Here is a 26660-nt window from a genome sequence, read left to right as displayed (position 1 = left end):
TCCCGGTGCTCTGCGGATAGAGTGGACGGACTGGTAGGGAGCAGGTGCACATGACTTATCTCGAAAAATATGATGCCCTGTCCGGCGACCGAGAGAAAGTCGCACTGGTGAGCGGCTGGATCCGTACGGACACATTCCCCTTCTTTCGCGAACTCCGTGAGCGCCGTCCGATCTTCGTGACGCCTGGATTCACGCTGGTCACGCGGTTTCCGGACGTGATGGAGGTGCTGTCGCACGAGAAGATGTTCTCCGTTCGGCTGTACGCGTCGAGAATGGACCCGGTGGTCGACGGGCCGTTCATGCTCTCCCGCGACGACACGCCGGTCAACTGGCGGGAAAAAGGAATCATGCAGGCCGTCCTTCGTCCGGAAGATCTTCCGGACGTACGGGAGGCGGCGGGTCGAATCGCGGACGAGTCTCTCGACCGAAGTGCTCCGAGCGGTCGAATCGACGTGGTGAGCGGCCTCGGCCGTTATGTGCCCATCAGGCTCTGCGGAGAATACTTCGGTTTCCCCGGGCCCGATCTGGAGACCATGTACCGCTGGTCCCGCGCCACCCAATTCGATATGTTCAAGAACCTGCAGAACGATCCGGTGGTGCACGAGGAGTCCGTCTGCGCGGGGAAGGAGATGATGTCGTATCTCCGAGGCCTCCTGGAGGATAAACGTGCGGCGATGGAACGCTCGAAGGGCGACCCTCCGCAGGATGTCTTCGGCCGGCTGATCCGGACCTCTCTTCCCGCCGAACTGGGATTCGACGACCACCGGATCCTGGCCAACGTCGCCGGTCTGCTGATCGGAGCGGGAGAGACGGCCTCGCAGGCGATCGTCCAGGTGCTGGAACAGATCCTCTCCCGTCCGGACGTCCGGGCCCGGGCGGCCGAGGCGGCCGCCGGACCCGACCTGGCGGAATTCGATCGGTACGTCTGGGAGGCCCTGAGGTTCAATCCCATAAACCCCCTGGTCTTCCGGTACTGCGAGCAGGACTACGAACTGGCCGCGGGCACGCCGCGCGCAACGCTGATACCGGCCGGCGCGATCGTCTTCGCATGTACGGCTTCCGCCATGTTCGACGAACATCGTTTTCCGGACGGTAACCGCTTTCGGACCGATCGCCCCGAGCCCACCGGACTCCACTTCGGGTTCGGCCACCACGCCTGTCTGGGGCGCCAGGTGGCGGGCGTGATGGTTCCGGAGGTCGTCCGGCGGGTCCTCCTGCGTCCGGGAACGTCGCTGCTTTCCCCGCCGGACGGGAACGTCGACTTCCAGGGCGGGCCGTTCCCCGAACGGTTCACCATTTTCCTCGGTACGGACGCCTGAGAGGATCGGGGGCTCGATGAGCGCCAGGAGAAGCAAGGCCAAAGACGGCTGGAACAACCGGATCGAATTCTATCTGACCACGAACTTCGCGCCTTTCTGGCGGGGGATCCAGCGTGTTCCGACGCTACGGCGCAAGGTCAACAAGATTCTCATCGACCGGGCCGTCCTGAAGTCCGCGCCACGGCCGAACCCGCTCAGCACGATGGCCCCGTACACGTCATGGAGTTCACTCACGGACCGCACGTTCGCGGGCCGGCAACTCCCGCCCGCGCCGGGCGGCGGAGAAGGGCATCCGGGCGTCGAGCAGACGGCGGAAATCTTCTCGCGTCGCGGCGGCGGAATCCTCTGCCCGAAGTCCACCGTTCTTTTCGCCAATTTCGCTCAATGGTTCACCGACGGGTTCCTGCGAAGCGACCGTTCGGTCCCTCCGCATCCGGGAAAGACCACGTCGAACCACGAGATCGACCTGAGCCAACTCTACGGACTGAACCGCGAAGTGACGAAACTGATCCGCGCGGGGGAGGGCGGGCTCCTGAAGAGCCAGTTCATCGGTGGTGAGGAGTTCCCTCCCTACCTCTGCCGGGACGGGGCCGTCAAACCCGAGTTCCGGGGCCTGTCGGTCATCGGTTTCGAGGATCTCCCGGCCGCACGGAGGAACCGGCTCTTCGCGATGGGCGGAGACCGGGGAAACTCCCAGGCCGGTTACGCGATGCTGAACGTCCTGTTCCTGCGCGAGCACAACCGCATCGCACGGCTGCTGGAGCGCGACCGGCCCGGGTGGGACGACGAAAGGATCTTCGAAACCGCCCGCAATATTTTGATCGTGATGCTGATCAAAATTGTGATAGACGAATACATCTGCCATATCGCGCCCTACCACTTCAAGTTCTTCCTCGATCCGCCGGCTTTCTCCGGCTCGCGCTGGTACCGGACGAACTGGATGGCGATCGAGTTCAACCTCCTCTACCGCTGGCACAGCCTGATGCCCTCGAGGCTGCGGATCGGGGGAGAGAGCCTGCCCGTCGCCGAGACCGTCTTCAACAACGAGATCCTGGTCCGCCACGGACTCGGCGCGCTCTTCGAAAGCTCCTCCGACCAGGCCGCCTGCCGGATAGGGCTGTTCAACACCGATCCGTCCCTCGTGAGAGTCGAGAGGGCGAGCGTCATCCAGGCTCGCGAGGTGCAGCTGGCGCCCTACAACGACTACCGGGAGATCTTCGGTTTTCCCAGGGTGACCGGGTTCGACCAGATCTCCGGTGATCCGACCGTGCAGCGCGCCCTGCACGAGCTCTACGGAAGCGTGGACGGGATCGAACTGTACGTGGGCCTCTTCGCGGAGGACCTGCGGCCGGACGCCGTGCTGCCTTCGCTGATGGCGCGGATGGTGGGGGTGGAGGCGCTGTCCCAGGCGCTGACCAATCCGCTCCTCGCCCCGCGCGTCTTCAACGAGCGGACCTTCACACCGCTGGGTATGCGCCTGATCAAGCAGACGCGCAACCTGTCCGACATCGTGAACCGCAACCTGCCGGACGGCTCGCGACGATACGAGGTGCGCATGACGCGCCGGGATTGGCATCGCGGGACTCCCGGACCGGGGAACGTGCCCGAGGCGGAGCCCGCTCTGGCCTACGCGAGCTGAGCAAGCCATCCTGAACCTGTCGCGGAACTCCTTGAAACCGACGCCTCGTCGGCTTGGACCTCGCCCCCGTCAGGGACGGTCCGACCAGCCGTTCCAAGGGGAGGGGCGCGGTAGCGGTCGGACCGGCCGGGGGGTCAGGTGAGGCCTCGGGGAGTGGCGGGATAGGCGAGGTGGCGGTCGGCGGCGGCGATGTCGCGGAGGCGGGCGAGGCCGGTGTGGATGTCGGTGTGGGTGGTGTAGAGCGGGGCGAAGCCGAGGCGGAGGCGTTCGGGCGGGCGGTGGTCGGGCACGACGCGGTCGGCTTTCAGGGCCTGGCACAGCTGCCAGGCGGCGGGGTGGTGGAGGGAGAGGTGGGAGCCGCGGCGGGCGGGGTCGCGCGGGGTCGCGACGCGGAAGCCGAGGGGGGTCAGCCAGGCGTCGGCGAGGCGCAGGGCGTAACCGGTCAGGGTGCGTGACTTGGCGGCGATGGGGCCTATGCCCGCGCGGGCGGTGAGGCGCGCGCCCTCCAGCGCGGCGAGTCCGGAGAGCATCGGGGGCGTGCCGACGAGGAAGCGGTCGATCGTGGGCGGAGGCTGGTAGGAGGGGCCCATCGCGAACTGGTCGGCCTGCCCGAACCAGCCCCGGATCGGCTGGACGAGCACGTCCTGGAGATCGCGTCTGACGTAGAGGAACGCGGGCGCGCCGGGGCCGGCGTTGAGGTACTTGTACGTGCAGCCGACGGCGAGGTCCGCCCCGGCCGCCGTCAGCCCCACCTCGACGGCGCCCGCGGAATGGCACAGGTCCCACAGGACGAGCGCGCCGTGCCGGTGGGCCGCGGCGGTCACCGCGGGCAGGTCGGCGAGCGCGCCGGAGCGGTAGGCGACGTGCGAGAGGCAGACCAGGGCGACGCGGTCGTCCAGCGCGGCCTCGACGTCCTCGACGCGCAGGCCCTCGTCGATGTCGGCGCGGACGCGGCGCACCTCGAGGCCGCGCGCCTCGGCGACGCCCTCGAGGATGTACCGGTCGGTGGGGAAGTTGTCGTCGTCGGTGACGATGACGTCGCGGCCCGGCCTGGCGTCGAGCGCGGCGACGGCGAGCTTGTAGAGGTTGACGCTCGTGGAGTCCGAGAGCACGACCTCGCCCGGCCCGGCGCCGACGATTCCGGCCAGGACGTCGCCCGCCTCGCGTCCGACGGGCAGCCACGCGTGCCAGCCGTCGATGAGGTCGGTCCCCCAGGTGTCGACCGCCTCGCGCAGCCTCTCCCGGGTGGCCTTCGGCAGCCGTCCCAGGGAGTTGCCGTCGAGGTAGACGGTGCCGGGGTCGGAGATGACGAAGTCGTCGCGGAAGCCCGCGAGGGGGTCCGCCGCGTCGAGCGCCCGGGCCTCGGCGAGAAAGTGGTCAATCACAGAGTTCACCGTACAAGCCGGTCGTAACAGGAGGAAGTTCTCCTGCCGGCGGCTCCTCGTGCCCGCGCCGGACGGGAGGCGGTGGCGCGGGCGGCCGCGTACGGGTGGTTTACTCCGTGCTCGTCCCGTGGGAGGTCCGCGGAGACACGGGCACGAGAGGGGACGGCCGTGGGCGGCGGAGATCGGGGAGCCGGCGTGAAGACGCTCAGCGAGGAGCAGATGGCGGTGATCGACGCGGCGCTGGCCGAGGAGCTCGTGGATCTGCTGGATCTGCCGTCCGAGCTGCTGGAGCGGTATCGGATGCAGGTGTCGGGGCGGCGGGTCAAGGGAGCAGGCGCAGGGTCGATGTGAGGGTCTCGGAGATCTCGGGGTCGCAGGACGACGGGGCGCGGAAGTAGACGAGGAAGGCCGCGGCGGGGGAGCGGGGGACGACCAGGGCGGTGAGGTCCAGGTGGGCGGGGCCGCCTCGGCGGTCAGCCGAGCGTCACCCTGATGGAACTGCCCCGGGAGACCTCCGCCCCCGGCTCCGGCCGCTGGGCGGAGATCCGCCCGCCCCCTTCGGGCAGGTCGAGCCGCAGCCCGAGCTGGTGCGCGACCTGGCGGGCCTGGAGCCCGTCCACCCCGAGGAGGTAGGGAACTATCACCTTGTCGTGAGACCTCTCGTCGCCCGTCCCGCTGGAGACGTAGACCGTGACGGCGGTGCCCTCGGGCGCCGGCGAGCCGGACCCGGGCGTGGTCCGCACGACCTGGCCGGGGGGCAGCGACGACGGGATCCGGACGACGGACCCGATCGCCAGCCTCCGCGAGGCCAGCGCGGAGGTGGCCTCCGGCAGGCTCCGCCCGGCCACCGACGGCACCGTCCCGGCGGCGTTCGACCGGCCCGTCCCGCCCTCTCCCGGACCGCCCCCGACCAGCAGCGTCAGCCCGAGGACCAGCGCCACGCCGACGCTCATCACCCCGCCGAGCACCGCCATGGCGCGGAACGACATCGGAGCCGCGGGCTCGGGGACCTCCTCGGCGGGGACCTCCTCGGCGGGGGCCTCCGGCTCCCGGGGCGGCGGGGCGGGGGAGTCCGGCTCGATCTCGGCGGGCATCGCAGTCCTCCCGGACCACTCGTCTTGGCGGGGGTGCCTGGACCTTCACCCAGTGTGACGCCTCGAAGCCGCCGCTGGTTCGTGATCCCTCAGATCGGCAGATAGTGCAGGCCCGCCAGGACCCCCGAGGCGGTCAGCAGGGCCAGCCCGCCGAGGATCGACCAGCGCCCCGCCTGGTGGCCGACGGGCACGAGGCCGGGACCGCGCCCCTTGGGCCGCCACGGGTCGCGCACCGGCAGCACCGGCGGGACCGCGGCGAGGTCGGGCGGCACGTCCGGGGGGAGCGCGCTCCGGGCGGCCAGCGGCAGCCCGGTCACCCAGCCGACCAGCTCGGCCAGCCGCGAGGGCGGGGTGTCCAGCCCGGACGGGAAGACCCGCACCTCCTCGGCGAGCTGGTCCAGGATGCGCAGCGTGTTGCCCAGGCCCAGGGAGTCCAGCCAGGCGCGGGGGTCGGCGTACAGGTCGCGGCCGATGGACGTGCGGGCCAGCAGGTCGGCCTTGGTGACCACGACGGCGACGCGCCGCTGCCGCCCCCGGTCGGGCCGCGAGCGCAGGTCGTTCAGGACCCGCTGCAGGGTGTCGGAGGGGTCCTCGTCGGAGGTCGCGATGGGGATGGAGCGCTCGCCCTCGGTCAGCGTCCCGCGGACCTCCGGCAGCGCGAACGGGTCCAGCACGAAGACCAGCGCCTCGCTGTGGTCCAGGTAGCGCAGCGACTCCACCTGCGCCGCCCCGGTGAACAACTCGCCGGCGGGGTCGAACAGGTACAGGATGCGGGGGCGCCGGTTGGGGAGTTCCACGTCCAGCATGGTCGCCAGCGGCAGTTCCGGGCCGGTCTTGGCGAGCTGGCCGCCTCGCGCGAACTCCGCGACCGCGCTCGCGTACGCGTGCTGGTGGCGCTTCTCGACGAACGCGAGGGAGCCCTCGATCTCCCGGGTGCGGGCGTGCAGCGCCCGGATCGCCAGGAACATGAAGGTCGTCTTGCCCGCGGCGGGCCCGCCGATGAAGGGCACCGGCTCCACCCGGACCCGGCCGATCCGGTCGGGCAGCCGCCCGGCGCAGTGCGGGCAGTAGGCGGTGAGCCGGTAGCGGCCCAGCGGCACCGTCGTGGGCAGCCGCGCCCCGCACTCGCACACGTGCCGGAACGCCCCCGCCGTCGACGGGACGAGGTCGTGGTGCCTGCGCCCGCACCGGGGGCAGGCGTAGACGGGTAGCCCGATGCGCCGGTAGCAGCTCGGATGGGGGCAGGTCTGCAGGATCCGCCCGGAGACCATGAACAGGCGCTCGACGCCCGCCAGCAGCACCACGCAGACCAGCCATCCGGCCAGCCCGACCAGGGCGACCAGCCCGTACAGCAGGGTCAGCGCGGCGCCGATCAGGGCCACCGGAACCGCCGCCAGCACGATCCCGCCGCACAGCGCCGCCCAGACGGGGAAGAGGAAGAACCCCCACCAGCCCGACACGAGCTTGGCGGTGAGCCCCCGCACCGCCTGATCCGCTCCCTGGTAGACGCGCGGGGCGACGGTCCCGGCCACCGCCTGCCAGTCCCGCCAGACCTGGCCGACGAGGTAGTGCCGGTACACCCCGTCCGACGGCGCCACCGGCGACAGCCCGTCGGCGTTCGCGGGGATCAGGGCCCGGCAGGCGACGTTGTAGTAGTAGGCGAAGGCGAGGAGCGTCACGGAGACGAGGGTGGCCGCGAACAGCGGAGGGAAGACGAGGGCGAACCCCACCAGCATGATCAAGGCCCAGGCGGCGACGCCCAGCACCCACAGGAACTGCTGCATGCCTACTCCCGGAGCTCTCGGAGGGCCGCGCGGAGCTTCTGATCGTCCCGGAAGTAGGTCTCCAGCTGCAACACGGTGAACCGTTTTCTCAACTGTTCGCGAACCCATCCGTCAAGGGGGGTGCCGGGCGCGCGCAACGCCACGCCGACCAGGTCGAACCGCTCGGACCGCTGCCGCGCCGTCTCCATCCAGCGGTGGACGAGCAGGTCGCGGACCCTTTCGTCCAGGGCGGAGACGAGGGCGGCGCGGAAGGCGGGGGAGCGCCGGGTGAGCGCGTCGGCCACCGCCTGGACCGCCGGGCCCGCGAGCGCGCCGCCGACCCGCTCCAGCGCGCGGGCCGCGTCCTTCGGGTCCCGTTCGCCGGGGACGTCGCGGGCGGTGAGCAGTCCTTCGGCGGCGCTGTTGCGCGGGAGCGCCTCGGCCAGGCCGAGCGTCGGCTCCCCCAGGACGCCGTGGCGGGCGGCCAGGGAGCGCAGCATGTGCAGGCTCACCTCGGGCGTCGAGCGCAGGGGGCAGTCGCGGGCGTGCTCGGCGAGCAGGTCGCACACCCGGCCCGTCATGACGTCGCGGCGGCGGAGCGCCCCGCCCTTCTCCAGCCCGTGGACGACTCCCGCCAGCAGGATCGTGCGGGCCTCGCCGGTGAGCGTCCCGACGGCGGTGACGACGTCGTCGGCGGAGGCGAGCCGCTGCCCGTCGCCCAGGTGCTCGGGGTCGAGGAAGGCGTAGGCGCCGCGTCCGACGGTCTCGCGGGCGGGCGGGACGCCGAGCCGCTCGGCCACGACCGCCAGCTCGGCCAGCAGGGGCAGGCTCGGCGCGCGGGGCATCCGCCTGGTCACGTCCGCCGCCAGCTCCGCCGGGTCCTCGAGAGTGAAGTCGTCCATCCTGGTGCGCAGCGAGGGCGTCGACAGCACCAGGCGGGCGCACCGCTCCCCGGCCGCTCGCGCCTGGTCGGCGTCGGGGGAGCGCCGGTTGACGGCGGCGGCGAGGTCGAAGGACAGCACTTCCACGGGCAGCCGGGGCCAGACCCAGGACGGCAGCGCGCGGTCCAGGACGAGCGGGAGGGCGAGCTCCTGGGCCTCCTCGCCGGTGTCCTCCGCGCGGCTCAGCCCCAGGAGCGCTGCGGCGCCCTCCAACCCGTCATCGAGGACCTCGGCCAGTTCCGCGAGGCAGTCCAGGCCCTCCAGGTCCAGGGTCCGCCACAGCTCCGTGACGGCACGGGCGTAGCGGCTCGGCTCGTGCGCGGGGGCGGGCGCGTCGAGCACATGGGCGGTCTGGTCGGTGCGCAGCGACGCCCAGACGTCGGGGGTCGTGCCGCAGAGGCGGTGCGGGCAGGAGGCGGGGTCGGCGGTGTAGGTGGTGAACGACAGCCGCGCCGCCCGCGCGACGGGCAGCGAGTACGACAGGACCGCGATCCAGCGGGCGATCTCCTCGCCGTCCCGGGAGACCAGCACGATCCGTTCTGAGGACGAGCAGACGGCGTCGACGAGCGAGGCCAGCCGGGCGTGGGGGTCGTGGTCGAGGGAGGCGAGCCAGCGGCCGAGCGTCTCGGGGTCGAAGGCGTCCCCCGGTGGCGGGTACTCCAGCACGGGCAGGTCCGTGCCGGGGGAGTCCGCCCAGAAGGGAGCCCCCCAGAACTCGATCGGGCGCAGCCCCTCCAGCTCGGACGGGTCGGCGACCACGGCGTGGGCGAGGAAGTTGCCGAACCGCCCGGAGTAGTCCCGGCCGAGGTAGCGGGAGCGCACCAGGAGCCGCCGCTCGCCCGCCACGTCGACGACGTCGTAGCCGAGCGAGACCGGCAGCTCCTCCAGCTCCCGCGCGCCGGGGGAGGGCGGGGAGTCGGGCGGCGGCCGGTAGCCCAGGTAGGGGGAGACGGCGGCCTCGGCGCCGGGCGGCAGGCCCGGGGAGACGGCGGTGAACTGGAAGCCCGAGCGGTCCGCCGAGCGCGCGGAGGTGTAGTGCAGCTGCCAGGCCATCAGCCGTCCAGCATCCCGAACCGGTGCAGGAGCCACAGCAGCGGATCCTCCACCCGGTGCGGGCGCACCCCGCCCGGCGCGACCTGGTCGTCCCGGGGCGCCCCGCCCAGCGCGGAGACCCCGAACAGTCCGTACTCGGCGTAGTTCTGGTCCAGGTACCGGTCGAGGTCGCCCGCGCCCCAGCCGTGCAGTAGCGCCCTGACCTCGGCGTCCACCGCCGCTCTGTCGTCGGTGTCCAGGGAGGCGGTGCGGCTCCGGGTCCGGCGCAGCGGCGAGCGCCCGGGCACGTCCAGCTCGTCGATCTTGGTGAGGACCGCGGCGATCGGCACCTTGAGCCTGTCCCGGGGGTCGAGGCCGTACCGCTGGCGCAGCGGCTCGGTCACCCGCGCCAGCACGTCCAGGGGCTCGCTGTCGGCCGCGCCGCCGGTCAGCTCCAGCGGGTCGGCCAGGAAGATGATCGCGTCGGCCGCCTCCAGGTACTTCAGGTGCAGGTCCCGCACCTCGCGGCTGCGCAGGTCCTCGCCCGCGGTGTCGAACAGCACCAGGGTCAGCGCCTCGGTGCGGCTGGTGAACCGGCCGCGGACCCGCCGCGACAGGGAGAACACCAGCGGCTCGCGGGGCGCCGTCACCGCGCTCGGCGTGGTCGGCAGCAGCCGCCGCTGGTCGAACAGGGGACGGGCGAAGTCCCGCTTGTAGCGTTCTATGGTGCGGTCGTCGCAGGCGACCAGCGAGGTGTCGAGCTCGGTGCCCACCCGGTTGCGCAGCTCGTGCAGCAGCACCGCGACATAGGTGCTCTTCCCGGCGTTCTTCGCGCCGACCAGCGCGACGATCCGGCCCGGCGTGTCGCAGTAGGCGGGGGCCAGCTCGTTGTGGCACTCCGGGCACGCCCGCCGCCCGCTCTCCCGCCCGCAGTCGGGGCAGGCGGCCCGCGCGCCGCGGCCGTCGAACACCGGGGGCAGCACCGCGCCCGCCTGGGTGCCCAGGTAGGAGGCGAGTTCGGCGTCCAGCCGGGGGTCGCAGCCGATGCCGCGCCCCGCCCGGCCCAGGCAGCGGTAGGCGATCTGCTGCCGGCCGAACACCGCGAAACAGTACGGGCAGGTCACCGCGTCGCGTCCGCGCGGCCTGACCCGGTGGAGTCTCTCGGTTCTCATCACGCGCCTTGCTGGAGTCTGCGGACGGGCGGATCGGAGAGTTCGACGTCCGGGCCGGTGAAGCACCGCAGCCAGAACGGGCCGGGACGCCTGGGCATCGGCACCCGGAGGACGGTCTCGTCCGGCAGGTCCATATCCTCCCAGACCTCCAGGAGTTCGCCTTCCGAGGGCTCCCGCGGCATCACCCTGCCGTCGCGGACGACCAGTTCCAGCCGCTCCAGCCGGACCGGCCTGTCGGGAGTGAGGGTAAGGGCCAGGACCCTTTTCCACAACGGCCCGGTGACCGCCAGGTCGTAGCGGACGACGGGCGGGGCCGCGACGGAGGCCGTGACGGCGGGACCGGTGAGCACCGTGCCTCCGTGCTCGGAGGTGCCCGCGACGCTGACGCGCACGGGATCGCCCTCGGGAACGGGCAGGTGCACGCCGCCGCCCGCCGTGTAGGCGGCGCGCGAGACGCCGATCCGCTTGGCGGGCCCGCCGGCGATCTCGTACGTGACGGCGACGGCGGCGGCGTCCCCCGGCCACCCGAACCCGACCTCGACCTCGCCGCCCCGGCGTACGGCCGTCAGCCCCTCCGGCGCGGGCAGGTCCACATGGCGGCGGAACGCGCCGACCGCCGCGCTAGCCCCCGCCACCGTCACCACCAGCAGCACCCCGCTGGCCCCCGGCCGCACCACCAGGCCGCGCGCGTGCGGGGTGGACTCCACGCGGTGGGCGGGGAGCTCCTCCCTGGGCACCAGGGCGCCCGTCGGCCACGGAGGCTCCCTGTCCAGCAGCAGCGCCTCCACCAGACCGTGCTTGGGGATCGGGAAGCGCAGCAGCAGCCTGTCCTGCGCGTACGGCTCGACGTCGAACGAGGTGACGGCGTCGGGAAGCGCGTGCGGAGTGACCGAGACGAGCACCCCGGGGGTCTCGACCTCCGTCACCCCGTCGATGTAGACGGCGTACACCCGGTACCGGTGCGTCGAGCCGTTGCGGACGTCGCGGTCGGTGAAGCCCTCGCGTCCGGCGGGGACGGGCACGCCGTCGCGCAGCACGTCGACGCGCGCGGCCTCCGGAGGGCACTCCCACCGGCCGGTGACCATCCCGTCCCCGGACGCCAGCTCCACCCGCGTCGGCTCGGGCCGCAGCACGACCGGGCCGACGGGCACCGGCTCGGACGTGGCCTCGCCTCGGCGCGTGTACACCGCGTAGAAGAGCGGGACGTTCACTGGAGGCTCGAGGTCCACGGACGCCACCGGCGTGCCGTCCGAGGAGTCCCGCGGCGGGCGGCCCGGCCTGCGGACGACCTCGTGCAGGATCTGGCCGGCCCGGGACGGCGAGGGCTTCCACGACAGGCGGACCGACGTGCCGTCCACCTCGGCCTCCACCTCCGAGGGAGGCAGCGGGGGAAGCCGCCGCTGGTGCTCGCGCAGCCCCGGAAGGTCCGCCGCCAGCCGGAGCGCGTCCTCCAGGCGGGTCCACGCGCCGTCCGGGTCGCCCCGGCCGGTCAGCTCCAGCGCCTCGTCCAGCAGCCAGGACGCCGCGGCGACCCGCTGCCCCGCCTCGGCCGCCTCCGGGGGGAGCTCCTGCTCCGGCAGCCCCTCGGCCAGCAGCGCGGCGGCGTGCGCGTTCCCCGCGTCCAGCAGCTCCCGCATCCGGCCCGCCGGTCCCGACGCCGTGCCGCCCTCCCGGCTGACGGCGAACACCAGCCGCCGCGCCTCGTTCGGCTCGACGCCCAGGCCGCGCACCGCGAAGTCCATCAGCGCCTGGTCGGAGGCCCGCTGCTCGCGCCGCTCCCGCAGCCGGGCGATGAAGTCGTACCTCAGCAGGTCGTGCAGGAAGTCCTCGCGCAGCGCCGTGCGCAACGCGATGAGCACCGTCTCGGCGTTGGTGGTGCTGGTGTCGCGGGGACGCCGCGCCCACTCGCCCGCCACCCGCTCCAGGGCGCGGCCCGCACCCGCCGGGTCGATCGCCGTCCCGCCCGCCCAGACCCCGTCGAACAGCCGGATGCCGCCGATCCTGTCGCTGCCCAGCAGGAACGCCAGCAGATGCCGGCTGCCCAGCACCTCCAGGGACTCGCGCGCCTTGCCGTACCCCGGGTAGGGCGGCGCGGCCGGCAGCGCGTCGGGCTCGTGCACCTCCAGGCCGTCGATCCGCAGCAGCTGGGACAGCTCCGCCCCGAAGACCCCGCCCGCCTTGCCGATGGCCGAGCACTCGGCGGGGGAGAGCACCCGCAGCGGCCCGGCGGCGTCCAGCAGCCGGTTGCGCACCTCGGCCCTGCGCCGGGCGTTGCGCTCGTCCCCGCCGCGCAGCCGCTGCTCCAGCGGCCTCAGGTCGCCCTGCTCGGCGGCGGCGAACACCGGTCCGAGCCCGCGGTGCTCGGCCTCCAGCCGGTCGATGAGCTTGCGGTACTTCAGCTGGCCGCGCGAACGCCGCCAGCACTGGCGCACCTGCTTGACCCGCGCGGTAACGTCCTCGGCGGTGAGCTTCTCCGGCAGGACGTACCGGGCGCGCAGATCCTCGGGCGGCTGGTCCCCGGCCGCCCGAGCGGGCTCCAGCACCCGCTTCTTGTAGTCGTCGTCGAACGACACGCCCTCAGCTCACCTGAACGCGCGAGAGCGCCGCCCTCGAGGCCTCGACGTCGTCCTCGGTCATACCGCCGACCTCGACCTCCAGGTCCAGCCGCTCACCGGTCTCCTTCTCCTCCGCCGTGACGTGCAACAGCCCCGAGGCGTCCAGGGCGAACGTGACGGAGATCGGCCAGCCCGCCTTCTTGCCCGACGGGATGCGCACCGAACCCGTCGCGATCTCGTTGTTGTCCGACGGCTCGGGCGACTCCACCGCCCCGGCCTGCTCCATCACCCGCACGTCGGCGGTCGTCTGGTCGTCGTGGACGGTGAAGAAGTCCGAGGACCGCCCGGCGGGCAGCTCGTCGTTGGCGTGCACCAGGTGGATGACCTCCTCGGCCTGGGTGTCGCGGTTGAGCACCACGATCCCGAAGCCGCGCGAGGCGACCGTCTTGATGCGCCGGGCCGCGATCTGCCGCTGCTGCTCGGCCGACAGGCCCGCCCGGCTGGCCATCTCCTCGGCCTCCTCCCGCGCGCCGTCGGCCAGCAGGCGGCGGAAGGTCTCCTCGAAGGCGTAGAGGGCCGCGCCCTTGGCCACCGCGAGGTCCGGGTCCTGCAGCCTGGGGGTGATCCCGAGCTCGGCCTCCAGCCGGGCGGCGACGGCCGGCATCTTGGTGGAGCCGCCCACCAGGACCAGGTCGCCGTAGTCGGTGACGCCCTTGGACCTGGCGACCTCCATGGTCCGGCCGGTGATCTCGACCGTGCGGTCGAGCAGGTCCTTGGTGATCTCCTCGAAGACGTCGCGGGTGACCTCCAGGGTCGCCACGCGGCCGCCGTGCATCACCCGGACGGTGTGCTGGGTGCGCGAGGTCAGCGCCTTCTTGGCCTCCTCGGCGTCCCGGCGCAGCTGCTGCTCGGTGAGCTTGTCGTCCAGCGGGTCGCCGGCGTCGGGGTGCTCGGCGCGGAACTGCTCGGCCAGGTGCTCCACCAGCCGCGCGTCCCAGTCCGCGCCGCCCAGCTCGTGGTCGCCGTCGGTGCAGATGACCTCGATGTGGCCGCCGCGCAGCGCGATGACCGTGGTGTCGAACGTGCCGCCGCCCAGGTCGTAGACGAGGATCGTGCGGTCGCTCTCGGGGTTGAGCACGCCGTAGGTGATGGCCGCGGCGATCGGCTCGGAGATGACGTCGATGACGTTCAGGCCGGCGATGCGCCCGGCCTTGCGGGTGGCGTCGCGCTCGGCGGCGCCGAAGTACGCGGGGACCGTGACGACGACGTCGCGGGCGACCTCGCCCGTCACCGTCTGGGCGTCGGTGGCGAGCTTCAGCAGGATGAAGGCCGACAGCTCCTCGGGGTTGTAGTTGAACCCGTGGATCTCGCGGGGGACCTCGCGGCCCATGTCCCGCTTGATGAGGCTGACCACGTTGTCGGGGTCCAGGACCGCGGTGTCCTTGGCCGTCGCGCCCACGATGACGTTGTCGCCGGACTCGAAGTAGACCACCGAGGGCGTGGTGTCGGTGCCCTCGAGGTTGCGCAGCACGGTCGGCCGCCCGACGTCGTCGATGCTCGCGATGCAGGAGTAGGTCGTGCCCAGGTCGATCCCGTATACCGCCATGCCCTCGGTGCCCTCAGTCTTCCTGATACTTGCCGACACGGACTTGTGCTCTGCGCACGACGAGCTCCCCGCGGGCGAATCCGTCGGCGCAGACCTCGACGACCCTGCCGTCGAGGGAGCGGTCGGTGACGGGCTCGCTCCCCAGGGGCCGGTGCCGTGCGGAGTCGTAGGGTTCGCCGAACTCGACCTCGAAGAGCTCGACCCCGGTGCGGCCGAGCGCCTCGGAGAGCTCGTCGCCGATCATTCTCAGCAGGGGGGCCACGTGGTCGCCGTCCGGCGGGTCCAGTTCCGCGCGTCGGACCAGGTCGTAGAGCCGGTAGAGCGCGCCCCGGACGGGCTCGTGCAGCTGCTGCAGCTCGCCCCGGCGCAGCTGCTGGTTCTCCCGGTGCAGCCGGTCGATGATCTCTTCCCGGTGTTTGGCGCGCTCGTGCTCGCGGTCTGCGCGCGCGGACAGCCCGAGCAGGGCGTCGCGCAGCTCGGCCAGGGTCACCTCAGGCGGCTGGCCTTCTTCTGGAGGACCGGGCGTACTGGACACGTGGAGAAACCCTATAGGTCGGTTGACCCTGACGATAGGGCGACTTGGGGAAAAGACACGATCGGGTAACAGCATCGAAATGTACATATGGCAACATAAAGGCACGGAACGTTTATAGGAGGCGCCGATGCTTTTGCGGATCCGGGTTCGTCTTCCCGATCGCCCCGGGTCACTGGGCAAGGTGGCCCGCACGCTGGGGGCCGCCGGCGCCGACGTGATCCAGCTGTACGTTCTGGAGAACGAGTCCGGACGCGCCCTGGACGACATCACCGTCACCTGGCCCTCGGGCGCCTCGGCCGACCGGCTCATCGCGGGCCTCGACGCGGTCCCCGGCGTGAAGGTGGAGGGCCTGTGGCCCACCGTCGAACCCCAGGGCCTGCACCCCGACGTCGCCCTCATCGGCCAGCTCGCGACCAACCCCGCGGACGGCCTCCTGATCCTCGCCGACGCCCTGCCCGGGATCCTCTCCGCCGACTGGGCGGGCGTCCTGCACGTCGGGCCGGGGAAGTTCCTCCACACCAGCCCCGGAGGCGAGGCCGCGGAGCCCCCGGCCGACCTGGAGCCCCTGCGCTACCGGGCCTTCCAGAGCGCCGACGGCACCCAGTACGGCCTGGCGCCCCTGTCGGGCGTCGACGCGGCCCTCCTGGTGGCGCGGTCCAACGCGCCGGAGTTCCACCTGTCGGAGATGCTCCGGCTGGAGCAGCTCGTCCAGGCCGCGGAATCCGTGCTGGGGGACCGGGTCGCCCTCCTGATCTGAGACCGGGACCGCGAGATCTTCGAGATTTGACGGCGAGGGGGGAGGAATCACCCCTCGCCTTGCCTTTCCTTGTCTTTCGCTGAGCCGCCCGACGACCGCGCGGGCGGTTCTCGTCAGGGGCGCAGCCGCCAGGTCCCCGTGAGCGAACCGGTCCTGAGCGTGTGCAGGCGGCGGGCCAGTTCACGGCGGGAGAAGGGGTCGCCCGGGGCGTTGCGGATGTGGATGCCGACGGCGAAGACGTCGCGGATGCGCATCAGGGAGTCGTAGCCGGGCCAGGAGCGCAGGTCGTAGCCGTAGGCGTCGGTGAAGGACTCCACGTCGGGGCGGGTGAGGCCGAAACGGCGGCGGCCGTGGTGGGTGTGGATGAGGTCCCACTCGCGGGGGCCGGTGGAGACCGAGTCCCAGTCGCACAGGACGGGGTGGCCCTCGCGGTGGCGCAGGAGGTTGTCGATCCAGGCGTCGCCGTGGAGCGTCGTCGGCGGGGAGCCGAAGGGCAGGGCCTTCCACTCCTGGTCCAGCTCGGCGATGAGGTCCATCAGCCAGGAGCGCTCCCGCGGGGTGAGGACGCCCGGCCGGTAGTGCACGTCGTGGCGGATGCCGCGCAGCGGGTCGTCGAAGGCGGGCAGGTCGACCGGCGGGGCGGGCAGCTCGTGCAGCCTGCGCAGGAGCTCGCCCAGGTCGGCGGTGTGCGGCGGGGTCGCGCAGGCCGGGACGTGCCGCCAGAAGGTGATGGTGGCGTCGCTGATGTGCACGGGCTGCTCGACGTCGTCCAGGGGCCGGACGGTGGGGAAGCCCCGGGCGTGCAGCCAGCGGGTCATCGCCAGGACGGCGGGCAGCCGCTCGGGGCCGCCGGCGGAGGTGGTGATCCGCACGATGACGGGGGCGCGGAGCTTGAAGACGGCGTTGCTGCGCAGTCGGAGCAGGTCGGCGTCGGAGGGGTCGAGCCCTACGTGGCGGCAGGCCTTGTCGAGGACGACCCTGGCTTCGGAGGCGAGGTCAGACATGGGGAGGACGGGATCCTTCTGGGTGCAGGGCGTCCCGGAGGCCTTCCAGGGCCTCCGGTCGCCGGCCGGAGGGAATGACGGCGAGGATTTCACGGGCTTTGGCATAGACGATGTCGGTTCGGTGACCATGGGGAGTCCTGCGGAGGGTCTCCTCCCCGAGCCGGCAGGCGACGACGGCGTCGCCCGACCGCGCCAGCGTCACCGCCTGGTCGAGGCGGATGAACACCGGGTCCAGGACGGGGACCGGGCCGGGCCCCGGCTGCAGGGCCAGAGCCTGCCCCTGCACCTCCAGGGCCCGCCCGGTGTCGGGCAGGTGGGCGTGGATCCCGCTGAGGTACAGGAACAACCGCTGCTCGGTGAAGTCGAACGCCCGGCCGGTCTGGCCGCTCAGCCGGGAGTAGATCTGCTGGGTGCGCTCGAGCGCGGCGCGCGCCCCCCGCACGTCGCCGAGCCGGGACAGCGCGCGGGCCTCCGCGGCGGCGGCCAGCGCGGTGGGCGAGCAGGCGGAGCCCCGGGCGATGGCCTGGGCCTCGCGGGCCAGCCGCACCACCTCCTCCAGGTCCCCGTAGTAGTAGGGGAGCATCGCCTCGTGCGCCCGGACCAGGGCGCGCAGCCGCGGGTCCTCGGTGTCGTCGGCGGCGGTCCGCGCGGTGCCGTACCAGGCGTGGGCCTGTCGGATGTCGCCGAGCTTCATCAGGCTGTCGGCGGTCAGGACGGACAGGGCCGCGGTCATGTGGGACAGGCGCCGCTGGACGCTCGCCGGCTGGCGTCGCGCGCAGAGCGCCTGGAGCTCGGTGAACTCGCGCATCAGCCGGCCCAGCATCGGCAGCGGAGGGGCGGCGGGGTACTCGCGCCGGTACCGCAGGAGCGCCTCGTCCAGCAGGTCCAGCTGGCCCTCGCTGAGAGTGCCGCGGGACAGGGTCAGATCCATGCGGCGGCGCATCTCCTCGACCTCGGCGAGCAGCCGCCGACCGCTGGAGGGGGCGACGGCCGTGCCCTCCAGCGCGGACTCGTCCTCCTCGCAGTAGTCGGCGGCGAGCCCGAGCCGCACCGCGTTGGCCTTGTAGAGCCTGGCCAGCAGGTCCTGGGAGTCCGGGCGGGGCCGCGACCGCCCGTTCTCCCAGGCGTTGAGCAGGTCGATGTTGACGTGCGGGGCGCCGAGCCCCTCGCGCCGGCACAGCGACTCCAGGTGCGCGACCGTCACCCTGGCCGTCCAGCCGCGGGCCAGCCGGTGCGCCTTGAGCGGGCTCACACCGCAGCAGTCCCTGATGGCCTGGACGGTCCTGCCGACGGTCCAGCCCTCGCGGGCGGCACGTGCCCGCCACTCACGCGCGCAACTGGGACGATGTTCACCACGGGCCATGCAGCCCTCCGATACAGGGGGAGACCACGGAGCCCCACGAGCTATTCGGGGGCTCCCAGCCTAAGCACGATCGTCACTCAGCGTGTTGTCTTTGTGATTTTCCGTGATCGAATCGCGAAAACAGCCGTCCGGAGCCCCCCGCACGCGTGATTCCGTGTTCCGGCCGCGATCGACGCGGCGGAGGTCCTCCGACACCGTGGTCCGGTCAGGATCTCCGTCCCGGATCGGATTCGCCCATGCCGTCATCCCCCCGCCCGATGAAGGGCGGCCCCACCCTGAAATCCGACGGGCTCAGCATGCCCTCCGCCCCCTCCGCGGTCTCGAGGGCCCGACGCCTGGCCCGCGCCCGCCTCCCCGAATGGGGCCTGGCCGACCTGACCGACGACTGCTCCCTGGTCCTCAGCGAGTTCGTCACCAACGCCCTCCTCCACGCCGCCCCCGAATCCGGCTCCCCCCTCCGCGTGGAACTCCGCCTCACCCCCACCCACCTGCTGGCCGAGGTCCACGACCCCTCCCCGACACCCCCGACCCGCCGTGCCCCCGCCCCCGACGACGAGGGCGGCCGAGGCCTGGAACTCGTCGACCAACTCGCCCACGACTGGAACTGGTACACCACCCCCACCGGCAAATGCGTCTGGGCCGCCTGGCCCCTGCCCTGAGGGCGCACTCGGGTCGGCCGCCATCGTGATGCCCGACGCCGGTCCTGTGTTTCTCGGTGCGTCGTCGATTCGCTCGCCTCTTCGTTCGGCCCTTGTCTCAGCGGATCGAAGCGTGGTTCGGGCGGAGGTCGAGGCGGGTGCCGGTGAAACCCGTTCGAAGGGCGCGGTCGTGGGTGACCAGGACGAGGGCGCCCTGATAGGAGGCCAGGGCCTGCTCCAGTTCGGCCACGAGCTTGGGGGAGAGGTGGTTGGTGGGCTCGTCCAGGAGGACGAGGTCGGCGGGGGAGGTCAGCAGGCGGGCCAGGGACAGGCGCTGGAGCTGGCCGGTGGACAGGGAGCCGAGGGGAGTGCGCAACGCCTCGGGACGGAAGAGGCCCAAGGAGAGCAGGCGCTCCTCGGCGCCGTCCGGGCGTCCTTCGGCGAAGGACTCCAGGAGGGTGCGGGACGGATCGGGGACGGAAGGGTCCTGGGGGAGGTGGGCGATGCGGCCTCTGCGGTGGACTGTGCCGGCGTCGGGGGCGAGCTCGCCGGCCAGGAGCTTCAGGAAGGTGCTCTTCCCCGAACCGTTGGGGCCGGTCACCAGGACGCGCTCGCCTCGATGGACGGCGAAACCGTCGAGGGACAGCCGGTCGGCGACGCGGACGCCGTGCAGGGAGACGAGCGGGCCGTCCGTCGCGCCCGGGGTGAAGGCGCCGGAGAAGCGCAGGGGTTCGGGAGGTTCGGAGACGGGGGATTCCCGGAGGCGGCGGATGCGCTCCCGCGCCTGGCGGACGCGGCTGGAGACGGAACTCTGGACGCGGCCCCCGGCACGGTCGTAGGCCATCTTGTTGCCGTCCTTGATGACGCGCCCGTGAGCGACGCGGTGCGCGGTGGTCGTGGCGAAACGTTCTGCTTCGCGCAGCTCCTCGCACCAGTCGAGCCACGCCTGACGGGCGCGCTCCCGGGCCGCGGCCTGTTCCGCGAGGTAGCCGGAGTAGCCGTTGCCGTAACGGGTGACCGCGCCGTTCTCGACCTCGAGGATCGAGGTCGCGACCCGCTCCAGGAACACGCGGTCGTGGGAGACGGCCACGACGGTGCCGCGGTGGGCGCGCAGCCCGTCCTCCAGCCAGGCGAGGGCACCGTCGTCCAGATGGTTGGTCGGCTCGTCCAGCAGCAGCAGTTCGGGGGACGCCGCGATCAGGCAGGCCAGCCCCAGCCGGGACCGTTCACCGCCCGACAGGGAACCGAGCGGCCTGCCGTCCTCCACGTGCCCGAGCCCGAGCGCCTGGAGCGCCGCCCCGGTGCGCGCCTCGGCCTCGTAGCCCCCGCGGAGGTCGTAGACGTCGAGCAGTTCGCCGTACTCGGCCAGCCGCTCCTCCGTCAGGTCCGCCTCCAGTTCGCGCATGCGGCGCTTGATCGCCTTGAGGTCGGCGAGCGCGGCGTCGACGGCCTGCCGCACGGTGTACGTGGCGGGCAGTTCCAGCGTCTGGGCGAGATGCCCCACCCCGCCGGAAGCGGAGACGACGACCTCGCCGTCGTCCGGAGCCTCCAGCCCGGCGGCCAGCCGGAGCAGGGTGGACTTGCCCGAACCGTTCTCTCCGACGACGCACACCCGTTCCCCGGGCTTGACGGTCAGCGAGACCTGGTCGAGGACGACCCGGCCGGCGTAGGACTTGGAGATCCCGCGGAGGGAGAGCTGAGTGGGCAAAAAGGACCTTTCGTGACGGGGATGGGACGGGGAGGGCACGACACCCGCAGCCTGCTCTGCGACTGCCGCCTCCCTAACGCAACGAGGTTGCCTTAGTCTGAGCATGCCATGAAGAAGACCGCTAATGCAACAGAGTCGCCTTTGGAGAGTGCGGGCACCGTCCGCCCCGGAGGCCGCACCGCCCGCACCCGGGAAGCCGTCCGCCGGGCCACCCTGGCCGAACTGGCCGAGAAGGGCTTCTCCGGCCTGACCGTGGAAAGCGTCGCGATCCGCTCCGGCGTCCACAAGACGACGGTCTACCGCCGCTGGCGCACCCCCGCCGCCCTGGCCGCCGACGCCCTTGGCCTGGCCGAAGCCGACCCCTGGCCCCTCCCCGACGCCGGCTCCCTCTCCGAAGACCTGAGATCCCTGGCCGCCCAGGTCGTCGAGGGTTTCACCGACCCCCTCACCGGCCCCGTCACCCGCGCCCTCGTCGCGGCCGCCGCCCAGACCCCGGAAGCCGCCCTGGCCCTGCGCTCCTACCTGACGACCCGCCACCGCCAGGCCGCCGCGGTGGTCCACCGAGCCGTGGAGAGAGGCGAACTCCCCGCCGCCACCGACGCCGAGGAACTCATCCGCGCCACCGTCGCCCCCCTCTACTACCGCCTCTGCATCACCACGGAACCCGTCTCCCCGGAGGACACGACCCGAGCCGTGACCGCCGCCCTGGCCGCCGCCCGAGCAGGCGTCTTCTCCCGATGACCCCGGCCGAGGCCGCCACAGACCTCCCGAGCGCGGACGGGAGTCTCCACGGGTCGAGGATCCGCGAGCAACGCAGAAGCCCGGCCTTCCGCGTTGCGGAAGTACGTCGAAGCGTCAGACGGTGAGGGCGCGCCCCGGGCTGTGTCCGTCACCCTGGCCGCCGTCTACGCGGGCGTCTTCAGGATCGCTTGATGCCCCGGAGCAGACTCTGGAAGCCGTGCGGTGTGAAGTGCGGGCGGGCGTCTTCAGGACTCCTTGATGCCCCGGACCAGGCTCTGGAAGCCGCGAGGCGTGAAGCGCAGGCGCGTGCCGTCCGGGTTCTTGCTGTCGCGGACGGCTACCTCTTCGGGGTTCTGGGCGAGCTCCACGCAGTCGCCGCCGTTGGCGGTGGTGTAACTCGACTTGCGCCATGTCGGCTCTACTGGATCCATCGTTCTTTGATCGTCCTTTGGATTATTTCCCGGGAGTGGGTAGCGGGAAGCGCGAGGGACCTCACCTCGAACAGGGTTCGCGAGAGGACGGACAACTCGTCGGGGTCGCTGATCGTCAGGCCGCGGATCGTCGACTCAACATAGGCGACCTCATTTCTGTCGTCCAGCGTGGCGAGGTTGAAGGCCCCGCTGTTCCCCAGATGCTCTCCTCGGCTCGGGACGAGCTGGAGGATGACGTTGGGAAGTTCGCTGATGTTCATCAGGTGTTGCAGCTGCTCACGCATGACCGTGGAGTTTCCGGTCTCCCGGTGGAGCGCCACTTCGTCCAGCAGGAGCGAGAAGAGCGGGGGGTCGGGCTGCTGCCGGGTCAGGATCTTCTGCCGGTTCAGACGGGCCTCAACGGCTTCCGCTCTGCGGAGTATCGCGCTCGCGTAACCGGGGGTCTGGAGCAGGCCGTGGACGAGCAGAGGCTGGTAGGACTGGATCATCACGGCTTCGGCTTCGATGTTGGGCCAGTCGAACCAGGTGGGGAACGCGGAGTCGAGGACGAGGTCGTCCCACAGTTCCAGGAGCCTGCCGCCCGCTTCGAGCTCGGCGTCCATGGTGGCGGCGAACTCGCGGGTGCAGCGGGTGCGGCCGCTCTCGACCTGGCCGACGTACTGGCTGGTCACTCCCCGTCCTCCGTTGGCACGGCGTCCCGCGCTCTCCTGGGAGAGGCCCGCGGCTTCGCGGAGGCGGCGGAGCTGGCGGCCGAACGCCAGCAGGGTCGGCGATACGGAGCCTCTCTTGCGCCGAGCGGCCATTCCGGCGTCCTCCTTGTCGTGAAACCGGGCAGAGGGCGGGGAAACCGCGGTGAAAGCAGAAGCGGCCTTCTCTCTCCGGTTGTAAGGCTTTGTCACGCGCTTTGTGACGCACGGTATCGGCCCGGTGGCTCACTGGTGTGCGGAACGAGGAACCAACGCTAGAACGAAGGCCACGCCCATGACCGACGACCGGTGCAGCACCGCGATCGACCACCTGCTCCTGCCCCTGCTCGCTTCCCCCGCCTCCGCCGGCCTGGCCCGCACCCTCGCGGGACAACGTCTCCGCAGGTGGGGCGATCTCGACATCCTGGACGACGCCCTGCTGGTGGTCGCCGAACTGGTGTCCAACGCGGCCAAGGAGACGCCGGGCGAGGAGATCCGCCTCGAACTCGTCCGCGATGCCCGCGACGTCGTCATCGCGGTCTGGGACTCCAGCCCCCGGCTGCCCCGCCCGCGGCCTCCCGCCGAACTCACCCTGGAGGACCTCGACCTCTCACCGGACTCCCTAGACGACAACGGAGGCCGCGGCCTCCTCATCGTCCGCTCCCTCGCCACCCGAAGCGGCTGCACCCCCGACCCGCACGGCGGCAAATGGGTATGGGCGGCCTTCTCGAGAAAACGGTGAACCGGCACCCGGCGGCCACCATGCACAGCGGGTCCTCGGTGCCGCGTTCCTCCTCAGCGAGGAAGAGGAAAGTCGCCACCGCCGCGTAAGAACGTGCCGTCTCTGCGCACTACCCAAGACAGAACCCAGGAAAGGGGACGGTTTGGATTCCGCGGAGCGCTTCACCGCCCTTTACGACGAGTGTCATCCGAAGGTCTTCGCCTACGCGGTGACGGTGGCGGGCCGGGCTCTCGCCGAGGAGGTGGCCGGCGAGACCTTCTGCATCGCCTGGCGGCGCTTCTCCGACCTGCGTGCCTGGGCCGGGCACGGCGAACATCGCCACGGCTCCGGTGAGGGTCAGGGCGCCGCGGCTCAGATGCCGCCACGGTGGGCCTTTCCCCTCCTGCCGGAGGGAGGGGACCGCTCACATCAGGTCAGGCGCACGCTCCGCCCGTGGAGATCCCCACCCCCGACAGGAAAGGAGGTCTGGCTGGTGGCCATAAGGGTTCCGGGCCGGTGCCGCACCCGGGTCCGCCGGGCGCCTCCCGGGCGGGACGGGACACGGGTCACTGGCGGGGGTGCGCCCCGGCCGGTGGGGTGGCGGGTGGAGGGCAGAGGACGGGAGGGCGCAGGGTGGGACGGAGCGGGGGCGGCCGGGGCGCGGCGGCGCGGCTCGCGGCCGTGGGGCTGGCGCTGATGGTGCTGGGCGCGGGATGCTCCGGGGAGCGCTACCCGGATCCGCCCGAGCCGAGGGAGCCCACGTCGGCCCCGGGGGAGCGGACGATCAAGCGGGTGGACAAGGCGGGCGGCATGGTCCGGTCGCGGATCGGCGTACCCAAGAACGTGATCTACGACCTGCCCGAGGGGGCGGCGGGCGGATCGCTGGTCGCCTACTTCCTGGTGCCGTCGGAGGACGACGACGGCGACGGCGAGGCGTCGCTCGTCGTCGCCACCGAGGTGGCCCCGGGGACGTCGCCGCAGAAGCTCAAGAACGCCATCTACGACGTGGTGTACGGGGACTTCGGCGGCCTCGTCAACCCGTCCTCGGCGGCGGCGAGCCCGGGGCCGCTCGGCGGCGAGGTCGAGTGCGGCTGGACGATGACGCCGGAGGACGGCGACATGGCCTGCACCTGGTACGACGAGGACACCGTCGGGCTCATCGGCTTCCCCGGCGCGGGCAACACCGACGAGGACCTCGCCCTCATCACGGCGCTCTTCGCCGCCATGCGGCACGACATCGAACGCTGACCGCCGGGCCGGCCCTCCGCTCCCGGACATGTCCCCAGCCGACGAGGAGGCGTGGAAGGCCGACGGCTCCCCCGCAGTTGGACGTTCGACAACCCGCCCTTCAAGTCCCGCTGGATCCCAGCCCTTCCCATGTCCCGCCTCAAGAACGCCAAGCACTCCCGCTGACCTTCTTTCTTCCGATGGATCGGCAGGATCCCGCTGGAGGCGCGGGTGCCGGAGAAGGCGGATAGTCGACAGGCCCTTGAGGTGAAGGGAAGGGTCAAAGGTGGCGGATGGCGTGGGTGGCTTGTTCGGCGATCGTGCGGAGTTCCGCGGCGAGTTCCGGGGGGTCGAGGAGGGTGTAGGGCACGGGGAGGAGGGTGATGCGGTGGGCCAGGTGGCGGGGGGAGTCGGGGGCGGTGTGCAGCAGGCATGAGGCGTCATCGACCGGTTCGAGGGTGCCCTGCCAGGTGGGGATCTGTACTGCCGCCTGGTCGAAGGGGACGTGGAGGAGCAGGCGGGCGCGGACGTCGCGGGGCGGCATCGCGCGGGTCACCCAGGTTCTGGTGTCGGCGCCTCCGGGCAGGTCGCGGGCGGGGACTCGGACGCCGGTGCGGTGGACCTCGCTGATGCGGTCGGCGCGGAAGGAGCGCCAGGCGGCGCGGTCCTCGTCGTAGGCGACCAGGTACCACAGGCGCTCCACGACGACCAGCTGGTGTGGTTCGACCAGGCGGCGGGTGGGGTCGCTGTGGGGTTTGGCGTAGGCGAAGCGGACCTTCTCGTGGGCGGTGCAGGCCGCGGCCAGGGTGGCCAGGGTCGTGGCCTCGGCGGTGGAGGCGTCCCGGGGCGGGAGGACGACGGCGGCTTCCGACAGGGCGGTCACCCGGTGGCGCAGCCGTGAAGGGAGAACCTGCTCCAGTTTGGCCAGCGCGCGCAGGGAGGCGTCCTCGACGCCGGTGATCGCGGCGGTGGCGGCGGCGCTGAGGCCGACCGCGACGGCGATCGCCTCGTCGTCGTCCAGGACCAGCGGCGGCATGGCCGTACCGGAGGACAGGCGGTAGCCGCCGATGTTGCCCTGGACGGCGTGGACGGGGTAGCCGAGCCGGCGCAGCCGTTCCACGTCGCGGCGGATCGTGCGGGGGGTGACGTCGAGGCGTTCGGCCAGCTCGGGGCCCGGCCACTCGCGAGGGGTCTGGAGCAAGGACAGCAGGCGCAGCAGTCGGTCGGAGGGATCTCGCATGAATTCCATCCTGCCGTCCTAAGAGGACATTCGCTGACCTGTTGGCTTCCTAATGTCAGGGGTGTCGAACGGAAGCGAGTCGCCGGTTCGCGGCGGCGAAGGGAGCACGATGTTGCGAGGGTTTTCGACCGTCAACCTGTGGGCCGACGATGTGGAAGCGGCCGGGAAGTGGTACGCCGAGCTGCTGGGAGTCGAGCCGTACTTCAAAAGACCGGACGACGGGCAGCCGGCCGCCTACTACGAGTTCAGGGTCGGCGATTACCAGGCCGAACTCGGCATCGTCGACCGGAGGTTCGCCCCGCCGGGGGCGTCTGCCGCTCCCGGCGGGGCGATCCTCTACTGGCACGTCGACGACGTGCGGGCGACCCTGGACCGGCTGCTGTCCCTGGGGGCCGAGCCGTACATGCCGGTCACCGAACGCGGCGAAGGATTCGTCACCGCCGCAGTGGTCGACCCGTTCGGCAACGTGCTGGGCTTCATGTACAACCGCCACTACCTGGAGGTCCTGGGTCGATGATGCACTTCGAGGACGCCGCCCAGTGGGAGTCGTGGCTGGCCGGGCATCACGGGGACGAGGGCGGCGCCTGGCTGAAGGTCGCCAAGAAGGGGTCGGGCGTCGCCTCGCTCACGGTCGTGGAGGCGCTGGACGTCGCGCTTTGCTACGGCTGGATCGACAGCCAGAGGAAGTCCTACGACGACCGGTTCTTCCTGCAGCGGTACTCGCGCCGCCGGAAGGGCAGCCCCTGGTCGCGGGTGAACGTCGAGAAGGTGGAGGCGCTGACCGCCGAGGGGCGGATGCGTCCGCCGGGCCTGGCGGAGGTGGCCGCCGCGCAGGCCGACGGCCGCTGGGAAGGGGCCTACGCCGCCCAGCGCGACGTCACCGTCCCGTCCGATCTGGCCGAGGAACTGGCGGCCCGTCCGGAAGCCGCGGCCCGCTTCGAGGCACTCGACAAGACCGGGCGCTACCTGGTGATCCTGCCGCTGCTGAAGGCCAGGACCCCCGCCGGGCGTGCGGCCCGGTTGCGGAAGGCGGTCTCCGAGCTGTCGGCTCGCTGAGGGATGGGCGCCGGTTCCGTCAGCGAAAACAAGAACGCCGGAAGGCC

24 protein-coding genes are annotated in these 26660 nt (G+C 72.0%); 10 read left to right on the top strand and 14 right to left on the bottom strand.

Annotated elements, in window-relative coordinates:
- Positions 1-50 precede the first annotated feature (50 nt).
- Together ABD327_RS16020 and ABD327_RS16015 are read left to right on the top strand one after the other, a co-directional pair.
- Positions 51-1319, top strand: a complete 1269-nt coding sequence (locus tag ABD327_RS16020) for a cytochrome P450 (RefSeq protein WP_344451172.1) — start codon at positions 51-53, stop codon at positions 1317-1319.
- Between the two features lie 16 nt (positions 1320-1335).
- Positions 1336-2958: a peroxidase family protein gene (locus tag ABD327_RS16015; RefSeq protein WP_344451170.1), complete on the top strand. Its 1623-nt coding sequence runs from the start codon at positions 1336-1338 to the stop codon at positions 2956-2958.
- Positions 2959-3092: 134 nt separating this feature from the next.
- On the opposite strand, the gene kynU is transcribed toward ABD327_RS16015, so the two are convergent.
- Positions 3093-4343 carry a kynureninase gene (gene kynU, locus ABD327_RS16010; RefSeq protein ID WP_344451169.1) on the bottom strand — a complete coding sequence of 417 codons (1251 nt, stop codon included), beginning with the start codon at positions 4341-4343 and terminating at the stop codon, positions 3093-3095.
- A gap of 195 nt (positions 4344-4538) precedes the next feature.
- Between kynU and ABD327_RS16005 the strand changes: the two genes are divergently transcribed.
- Positions 4539-4694 (top strand): hypothetical protein, encoded by a 156-nt coding sequence (locus ABD327_RS16005; RefSeq protein WP_344451168.1) that lies wholly within the window; start codon positions 4539-4541, stop codon positions 4692-4694.
- Positions 4695-4816: 122 nt separating this feature from the next.
- Here ABD327_RS16005 and ABD327_RS16000 read toward each other — a convergent pair whose 3' ends face one another.
- The 7 genes from ABD327_RS16000 to ABD327_RS15970 all read right to left on the bottom strand — a co-directional run bounded on the left by ABD327_RS16000 (position 4817) and on the right by ABD327_RS15970 (position 15041).
- Positions 4817-5437, bottom strand: a complete 621-nt coding sequence (locus tag ABD327_RS16000) for a PASTA domain-containing protein (RefSeq protein ID WP_344451167.1) — start codon at positions 5435-5437, stop codon at positions 4817-4819.
- A gap of 89 nt (positions 5438-5526) precedes the next feature.
- Positions 5527-7221, bottom strand: coding sequence for a TRAFAC clade GTPase domain-containing protein (locus ABD327_RS15995; protein WP_344451166.1), 1695 nt, complete (start codon positions 7219-7221; stop codon positions 5527-5529).
- A gap of 2 nt (positions 7222-7223) precedes the next feature.
- Positions 7224-9194 carry a GAP1-N2 domain-containing protein gene (locus tag ABD327_RS15990; protein WP_344451165.1) on the bottom strand — a complete coding sequence of 657 codons (1971 nt, stop codon included), beginning with the start codon at positions 9192-9194 and terminating at the stop codon, positions 7224-7226.
- Positions 9194-10345 (bottom strand): TRAFAC clade GTPase domain-containing protein, encoded by a 1152-nt coding sequence (locus ABD327_RS15985; protein ID WP_344451163.1) that lies wholly within the window; start codon positions 10343-10345, stop codon positions 9194-9196. Before ABD327_RS15985 ends, ABD327_RS15990 begins: the two co-directional genes overlap by 1 nt.
- Entirely contained in the window at positions 10345-12918 is a 2574-nt protein-coding gene (locus ABD327_RS15980) for a SaeA-related protein (RefSeq protein WP_344451162.1), read from the bottom strand. Before ABD327_RS15980 ends, ABD327_RS15985 begins: the two co-directional genes overlap by 1 nt.
- Positions 12919-12922: 4 nt before the next feature.
- Positions 12923-14506, bottom strand: a complete 1584-nt coding sequence (locus ABD327_RS15975; RefSeq protein WP_344451161.1) for an Hsp70 family protein — start codon at positions 14504-14506, stop codon at positions 12923-12925.
- 13 nt (positions 14507-14519) lie between these two features.
- Positions 14520-15041, bottom strand: coding sequence for a nucleotide exchange factor GrpE (locus ABD327_RS15970; protein ID WP_344451160.1), 522 nt, complete (start codon positions 15039-15041; stop codon positions 14520-14522).
- A gap of 127 nt (positions 15042-15168) precedes the next feature.
- On the opposite strand from ABD327_RS15970, the gene ABD327_RS15965 reads away from it, so the two are divergent.
- On the top strand, positions 15169-15798 hold the full coding sequence (locus ABD327_RS15965) for an ACT domain-containing protein (protein WP_344451159.1): 630 nt from the start codon (positions 15169-15171) through the stop codon (positions 15796-15798).
- 113 nt (positions 15799-15911) lie between these two features.
- On the opposite strand, the gene ABD327_RS15960 is transcribed toward ABD327_RS15965, so the two are convergent.
- Positions 15912-16802, bottom strand: coding sequence for a phosphotransferase enzyme family protein (locus ABD327_RS15960; RefSeq protein ID WP_344451158.1), 891 nt, complete (start codon positions 16800-16802; stop codon positions 15912-15914).
- Positions 16795-18165 (bottom strand): NsdA family TPR-like regulatory protein, encoded by a 1371-nt coding sequence (locus ABD327_RS15955; RefSeq protein ID WP_344451157.1) that lies wholly within the window; start codon positions 18163-18165, stop codon positions 16795-16797. Before ABD327_RS15955 ends, ABD327_RS15960 begins: the two co-directional genes overlap by 8 nt.
- Before the next feature lie 236 nt (positions 18166-18401).
- On the opposite strand from ABD327_RS15955, the gene ABD327_RS15950 reads away from it, so the two are divergent.
- On the top strand, positions 18402-18824 hold the full coding sequence (locus tag ABD327_RS15950; RefSeq protein ID WP_344451156.1) for an ATP-binding protein: 423 nt from the start codon (positions 18402-18404) through the stop codon (positions 18822-18824).
- 97 nt (positions 18825-18921) lie between these two features.
- Here ABD327_RS15950 and ABD327_RS15945 read toward each other — a convergent pair whose 3' ends face one another.
- The gene (locus ABD327_RS15945; protein ID WP_344451155.1) at positions 18922-20511 is read right to left on the bottom strand and encodes an ABC-F family ATP-binding cassette domain-containing protein; all 1590 of its coding nucleotides are present in this window, start codon (positions 20509-20511) and stop codon (positions 18922-18924) included.
- A 108-nt stretch (positions 20512-20619) separates the two neighbouring features.
- On the opposite strand from ABD327_RS15945, the gene ABD327_RS15940 reads away from it, so the two are divergent.
- Positions 20620-21252 carry a TetR/AcrR family transcriptional regulator gene (locus tag ABD327_RS15940; RefSeq protein ID WP_344451154.1) on the top strand — a complete coding sequence of 211 codons (633 nt, stop codon included), beginning with the start codon at positions 20620-20622 and terminating at the stop codon, positions 21250-21252.
- A 245-nt stretch (positions 21253-21497) separates the two neighbouring features.
- On the opposite strand, the gene ABD327_RS15935 is transcribed toward ABD327_RS15940, so the two are convergent.
- Both ABD327_RS15935 and ABD327_RS15930 read right to left on the bottom strand, forming a co-directional pair.
- Positions 21498-21683, bottom strand: coding sequence for a DUF397 domain-containing protein (locus ABD327_RS15935; protein WP_344451153.1), 186 nt, complete (start codon positions 21681-21683; stop codon positions 21498-21500).
- Positions 21671-22486 carry a helix-turn-helix domain-containing protein gene (locus ABD327_RS15930; RefSeq protein WP_344451152.1) on the bottom strand — a complete coding sequence of 272 codons (816 nt, stop codon included), beginning with the start codon at positions 22484-22486 and terminating at the stop codon, positions 21671-21673. The genes ABD327_RS15935 and ABD327_RS15930 overlap by 13 nt, the downstream gene beginning before the upstream one ends.
- Positions 22487-22664: 178 nt before the next feature.
- Between ABD327_RS15930 and ABD327_RS15925 the strand changes: the two genes are divergently transcribed.
- A complete protein-coding gene (locus ABD327_RS15925; RefSeq protein ID WP_344451151.1) occupies positions 22665-23111 on the top strand; it encodes an ATP-binding protein in 447 nt (148 codons plus the stop codon).
- A gap of 612 nt (positions 23112-23723) precedes the next feature.
- Positions 23724-24338: a hypothetical protein gene (locus ABD327_RS15920; protein ID WP_344451150.1), complete on the top strand. Its 615-nt coding sequence runs from the start codon at positions 23724-23726 to the stop codon at positions 24336-24338.
- A 259-nt stretch (positions 24339-24597) separates the two neighbouring features.
- Here ABD327_RS15920 and ABD327_RS15915 read toward each other — a convergent pair whose 3' ends face one another.
- Positions 24598-25557 (bottom strand): helix-turn-helix transcriptional regulator, encoded by a 960-nt coding sequence (locus ABD327_RS15915; RefSeq protein ID WP_344451149.1) that lies wholly within the window; start codon positions 25555-25557, stop codon positions 24598-24600.
- 109 nt (positions 25558-25666) lie between these two features.
- Between ABD327_RS15915 and ABD327_RS15910 the strand changes: the two genes are divergently transcribed.
- Positions 25667-26074: a VOC family protein gene (locus tag ABD327_RS15910; RefSeq protein ID WP_344451148.1), complete on the top strand. Its 408-nt coding sequence runs from the start codon at positions 25667-25669 to the stop codon at positions 26072-26074.
- Positions 26071-26613: a YdeI/OmpD-associated family protein gene (locus ABD327_RS15905; protein WP_344451147.1), complete on the top strand. Its 543-nt coding sequence runs from the start codon at positions 26071-26073 to the stop codon at positions 26611-26613. The genes ABD327_RS15910 and ABD327_RS15905 overlap by 4 nt, the downstream gene beginning before the upstream one ends.
- Positions 26614-26660: the final 47 nt, after the last annotated feature.

Source organism: Actinocorallia aurantiaca, from assembly GCF_039533685.1.
Lineage (GTDB): Bacteria > Actinomycetota > Actinomycetes > Streptosporangiales > Streptosporangiaceae > Actinocorallia > Actinocorallia aurantiaca.
Note: the sequence above shows the minus strand (reverse complement) of the source record. Positions and strands in the feature narration are given on the sequence as shown.

Coding starts and splice junctions, on each gene's coding strand:
- ABD327_RS15975 (WP_344451161.1), bottom strand. CDS start 14,506: ATGGCGGTATACGGGATCGACCTGGGCACGACCTACTCCTGCATCGCG.
- ABD327_RS15960 (WP_344451158.1), bottom strand. CDS start 16,802: ATGTCTGACCTCGCCTCCGAAGCCAGGGTCGTCCTCGACAAGGCCTGC.
- ABD327_RS15935 (WP_344451153.1), bottom strand. CDS start 21,683: ATGGATCCAGTAGAGCCGACATGGCGCAAGTCGAGTTACACCACCGCC.
- ABD327_RS15905 (WP_344451147.1), top strand. CDS start 26,071: ATGATGCACTTCGAGGACGCCGCCCAGTGGGAGTCGTGGCTGGCCGGG.
- ABD327_RS15995 (WP_344451166.1), bottom strand. CDS start 7,221: ATGCAGCAGTTCCTGTGGGTGCTGGGCGTCGCCGCCTGGGCCTTGATC.
- ABD327_RS15910 (WP_344451148.1), top strand. CDS start 25,667: ATGTTGCGAGGGTTTTCGACCGTCAACCTGTGGGCCGACGATGTGGAA.
- ABD327_RS15925 (WP_344451151.1), top strand. CDS start 22,665: ATGACCGACGACCGGTGCAGCACCGCGATCGACCACCTGCTCCTGCCC.
- ABD327_RS16015 (WP_344451170.1), top strand. CDS start 1,336: ATGAGCGCCAGGAGAAGCAAGGCCAAAGACGGCTGGAACAACCGGATC.
- ABD327_RS15990 (WP_344451165.1), bottom strand. CDS start 9,194: ATGGCCTGGCAGCTGCACTACACCTCCGCGCGCTCGGCGGACCGCTCG.
- ABD327_RS15915 (WP_344451149.1), bottom strand. CDS start 25,557: ATGCGAGATCCCTCCGACCGACTGCTGCGCCTGCTGTCCTTGCTCCAG.
- ABD327_RS16000 (WP_344451167.1), bottom strand. CDS start 5,437: ATGCCCGCCGAGATCGAGCCGGACTCCCCCGCCCCGCCGCCCCGGGAG.
- ABD327_RS15950 (WP_344451156.1), top strand. CDS start 18,402: ATGCCGTCATCCCCCCGCCCGATGAAGGGCGGCCCCACCCTGAAATCC.
- ABD327_RS15965 (WP_344451159.1), top strand. CDS start 15,169: ATGCTTTTGCGGATCCGGGTTCGTCTTCCCGATCGCCCCGGGTCACTG.
- ABD327_RS15985 (WP_344451163.1), bottom strand. CDS start 10,345: ATGAGAACCGAGAGACTCCACCGGGTCAGGCCGCGCGGACGCGACGCG.
- ABD327_RS15930 (WP_344451152.1), bottom strand. CDS start 22,486: ATGGCCGCTCGGCGCAAGAGAGGCTCCGTATCGCCGACCCTGCTGGCG.
- ABD327_RS15955 (WP_344451157.1), bottom strand. CDS start 18,165: ATGGCCCGTGGTGAACATCGTCCCAGTTGCGCGCGTGAGTGGCGGGCA.
- ABD327_RS16020 (WP_344451172.1), top strand. CDS start 51: ATGACTTATCTCGAAAAATATGATGCCCTGTCCGGCGACCGAGAGAAA.
- ABD327_RS15940 (WP_344451154.1), top strand. CDS start 20,620: ATGAAGAAGACCGCTAATGCAACAGAGTCGCCTTTGGAGAGTGCGGGC.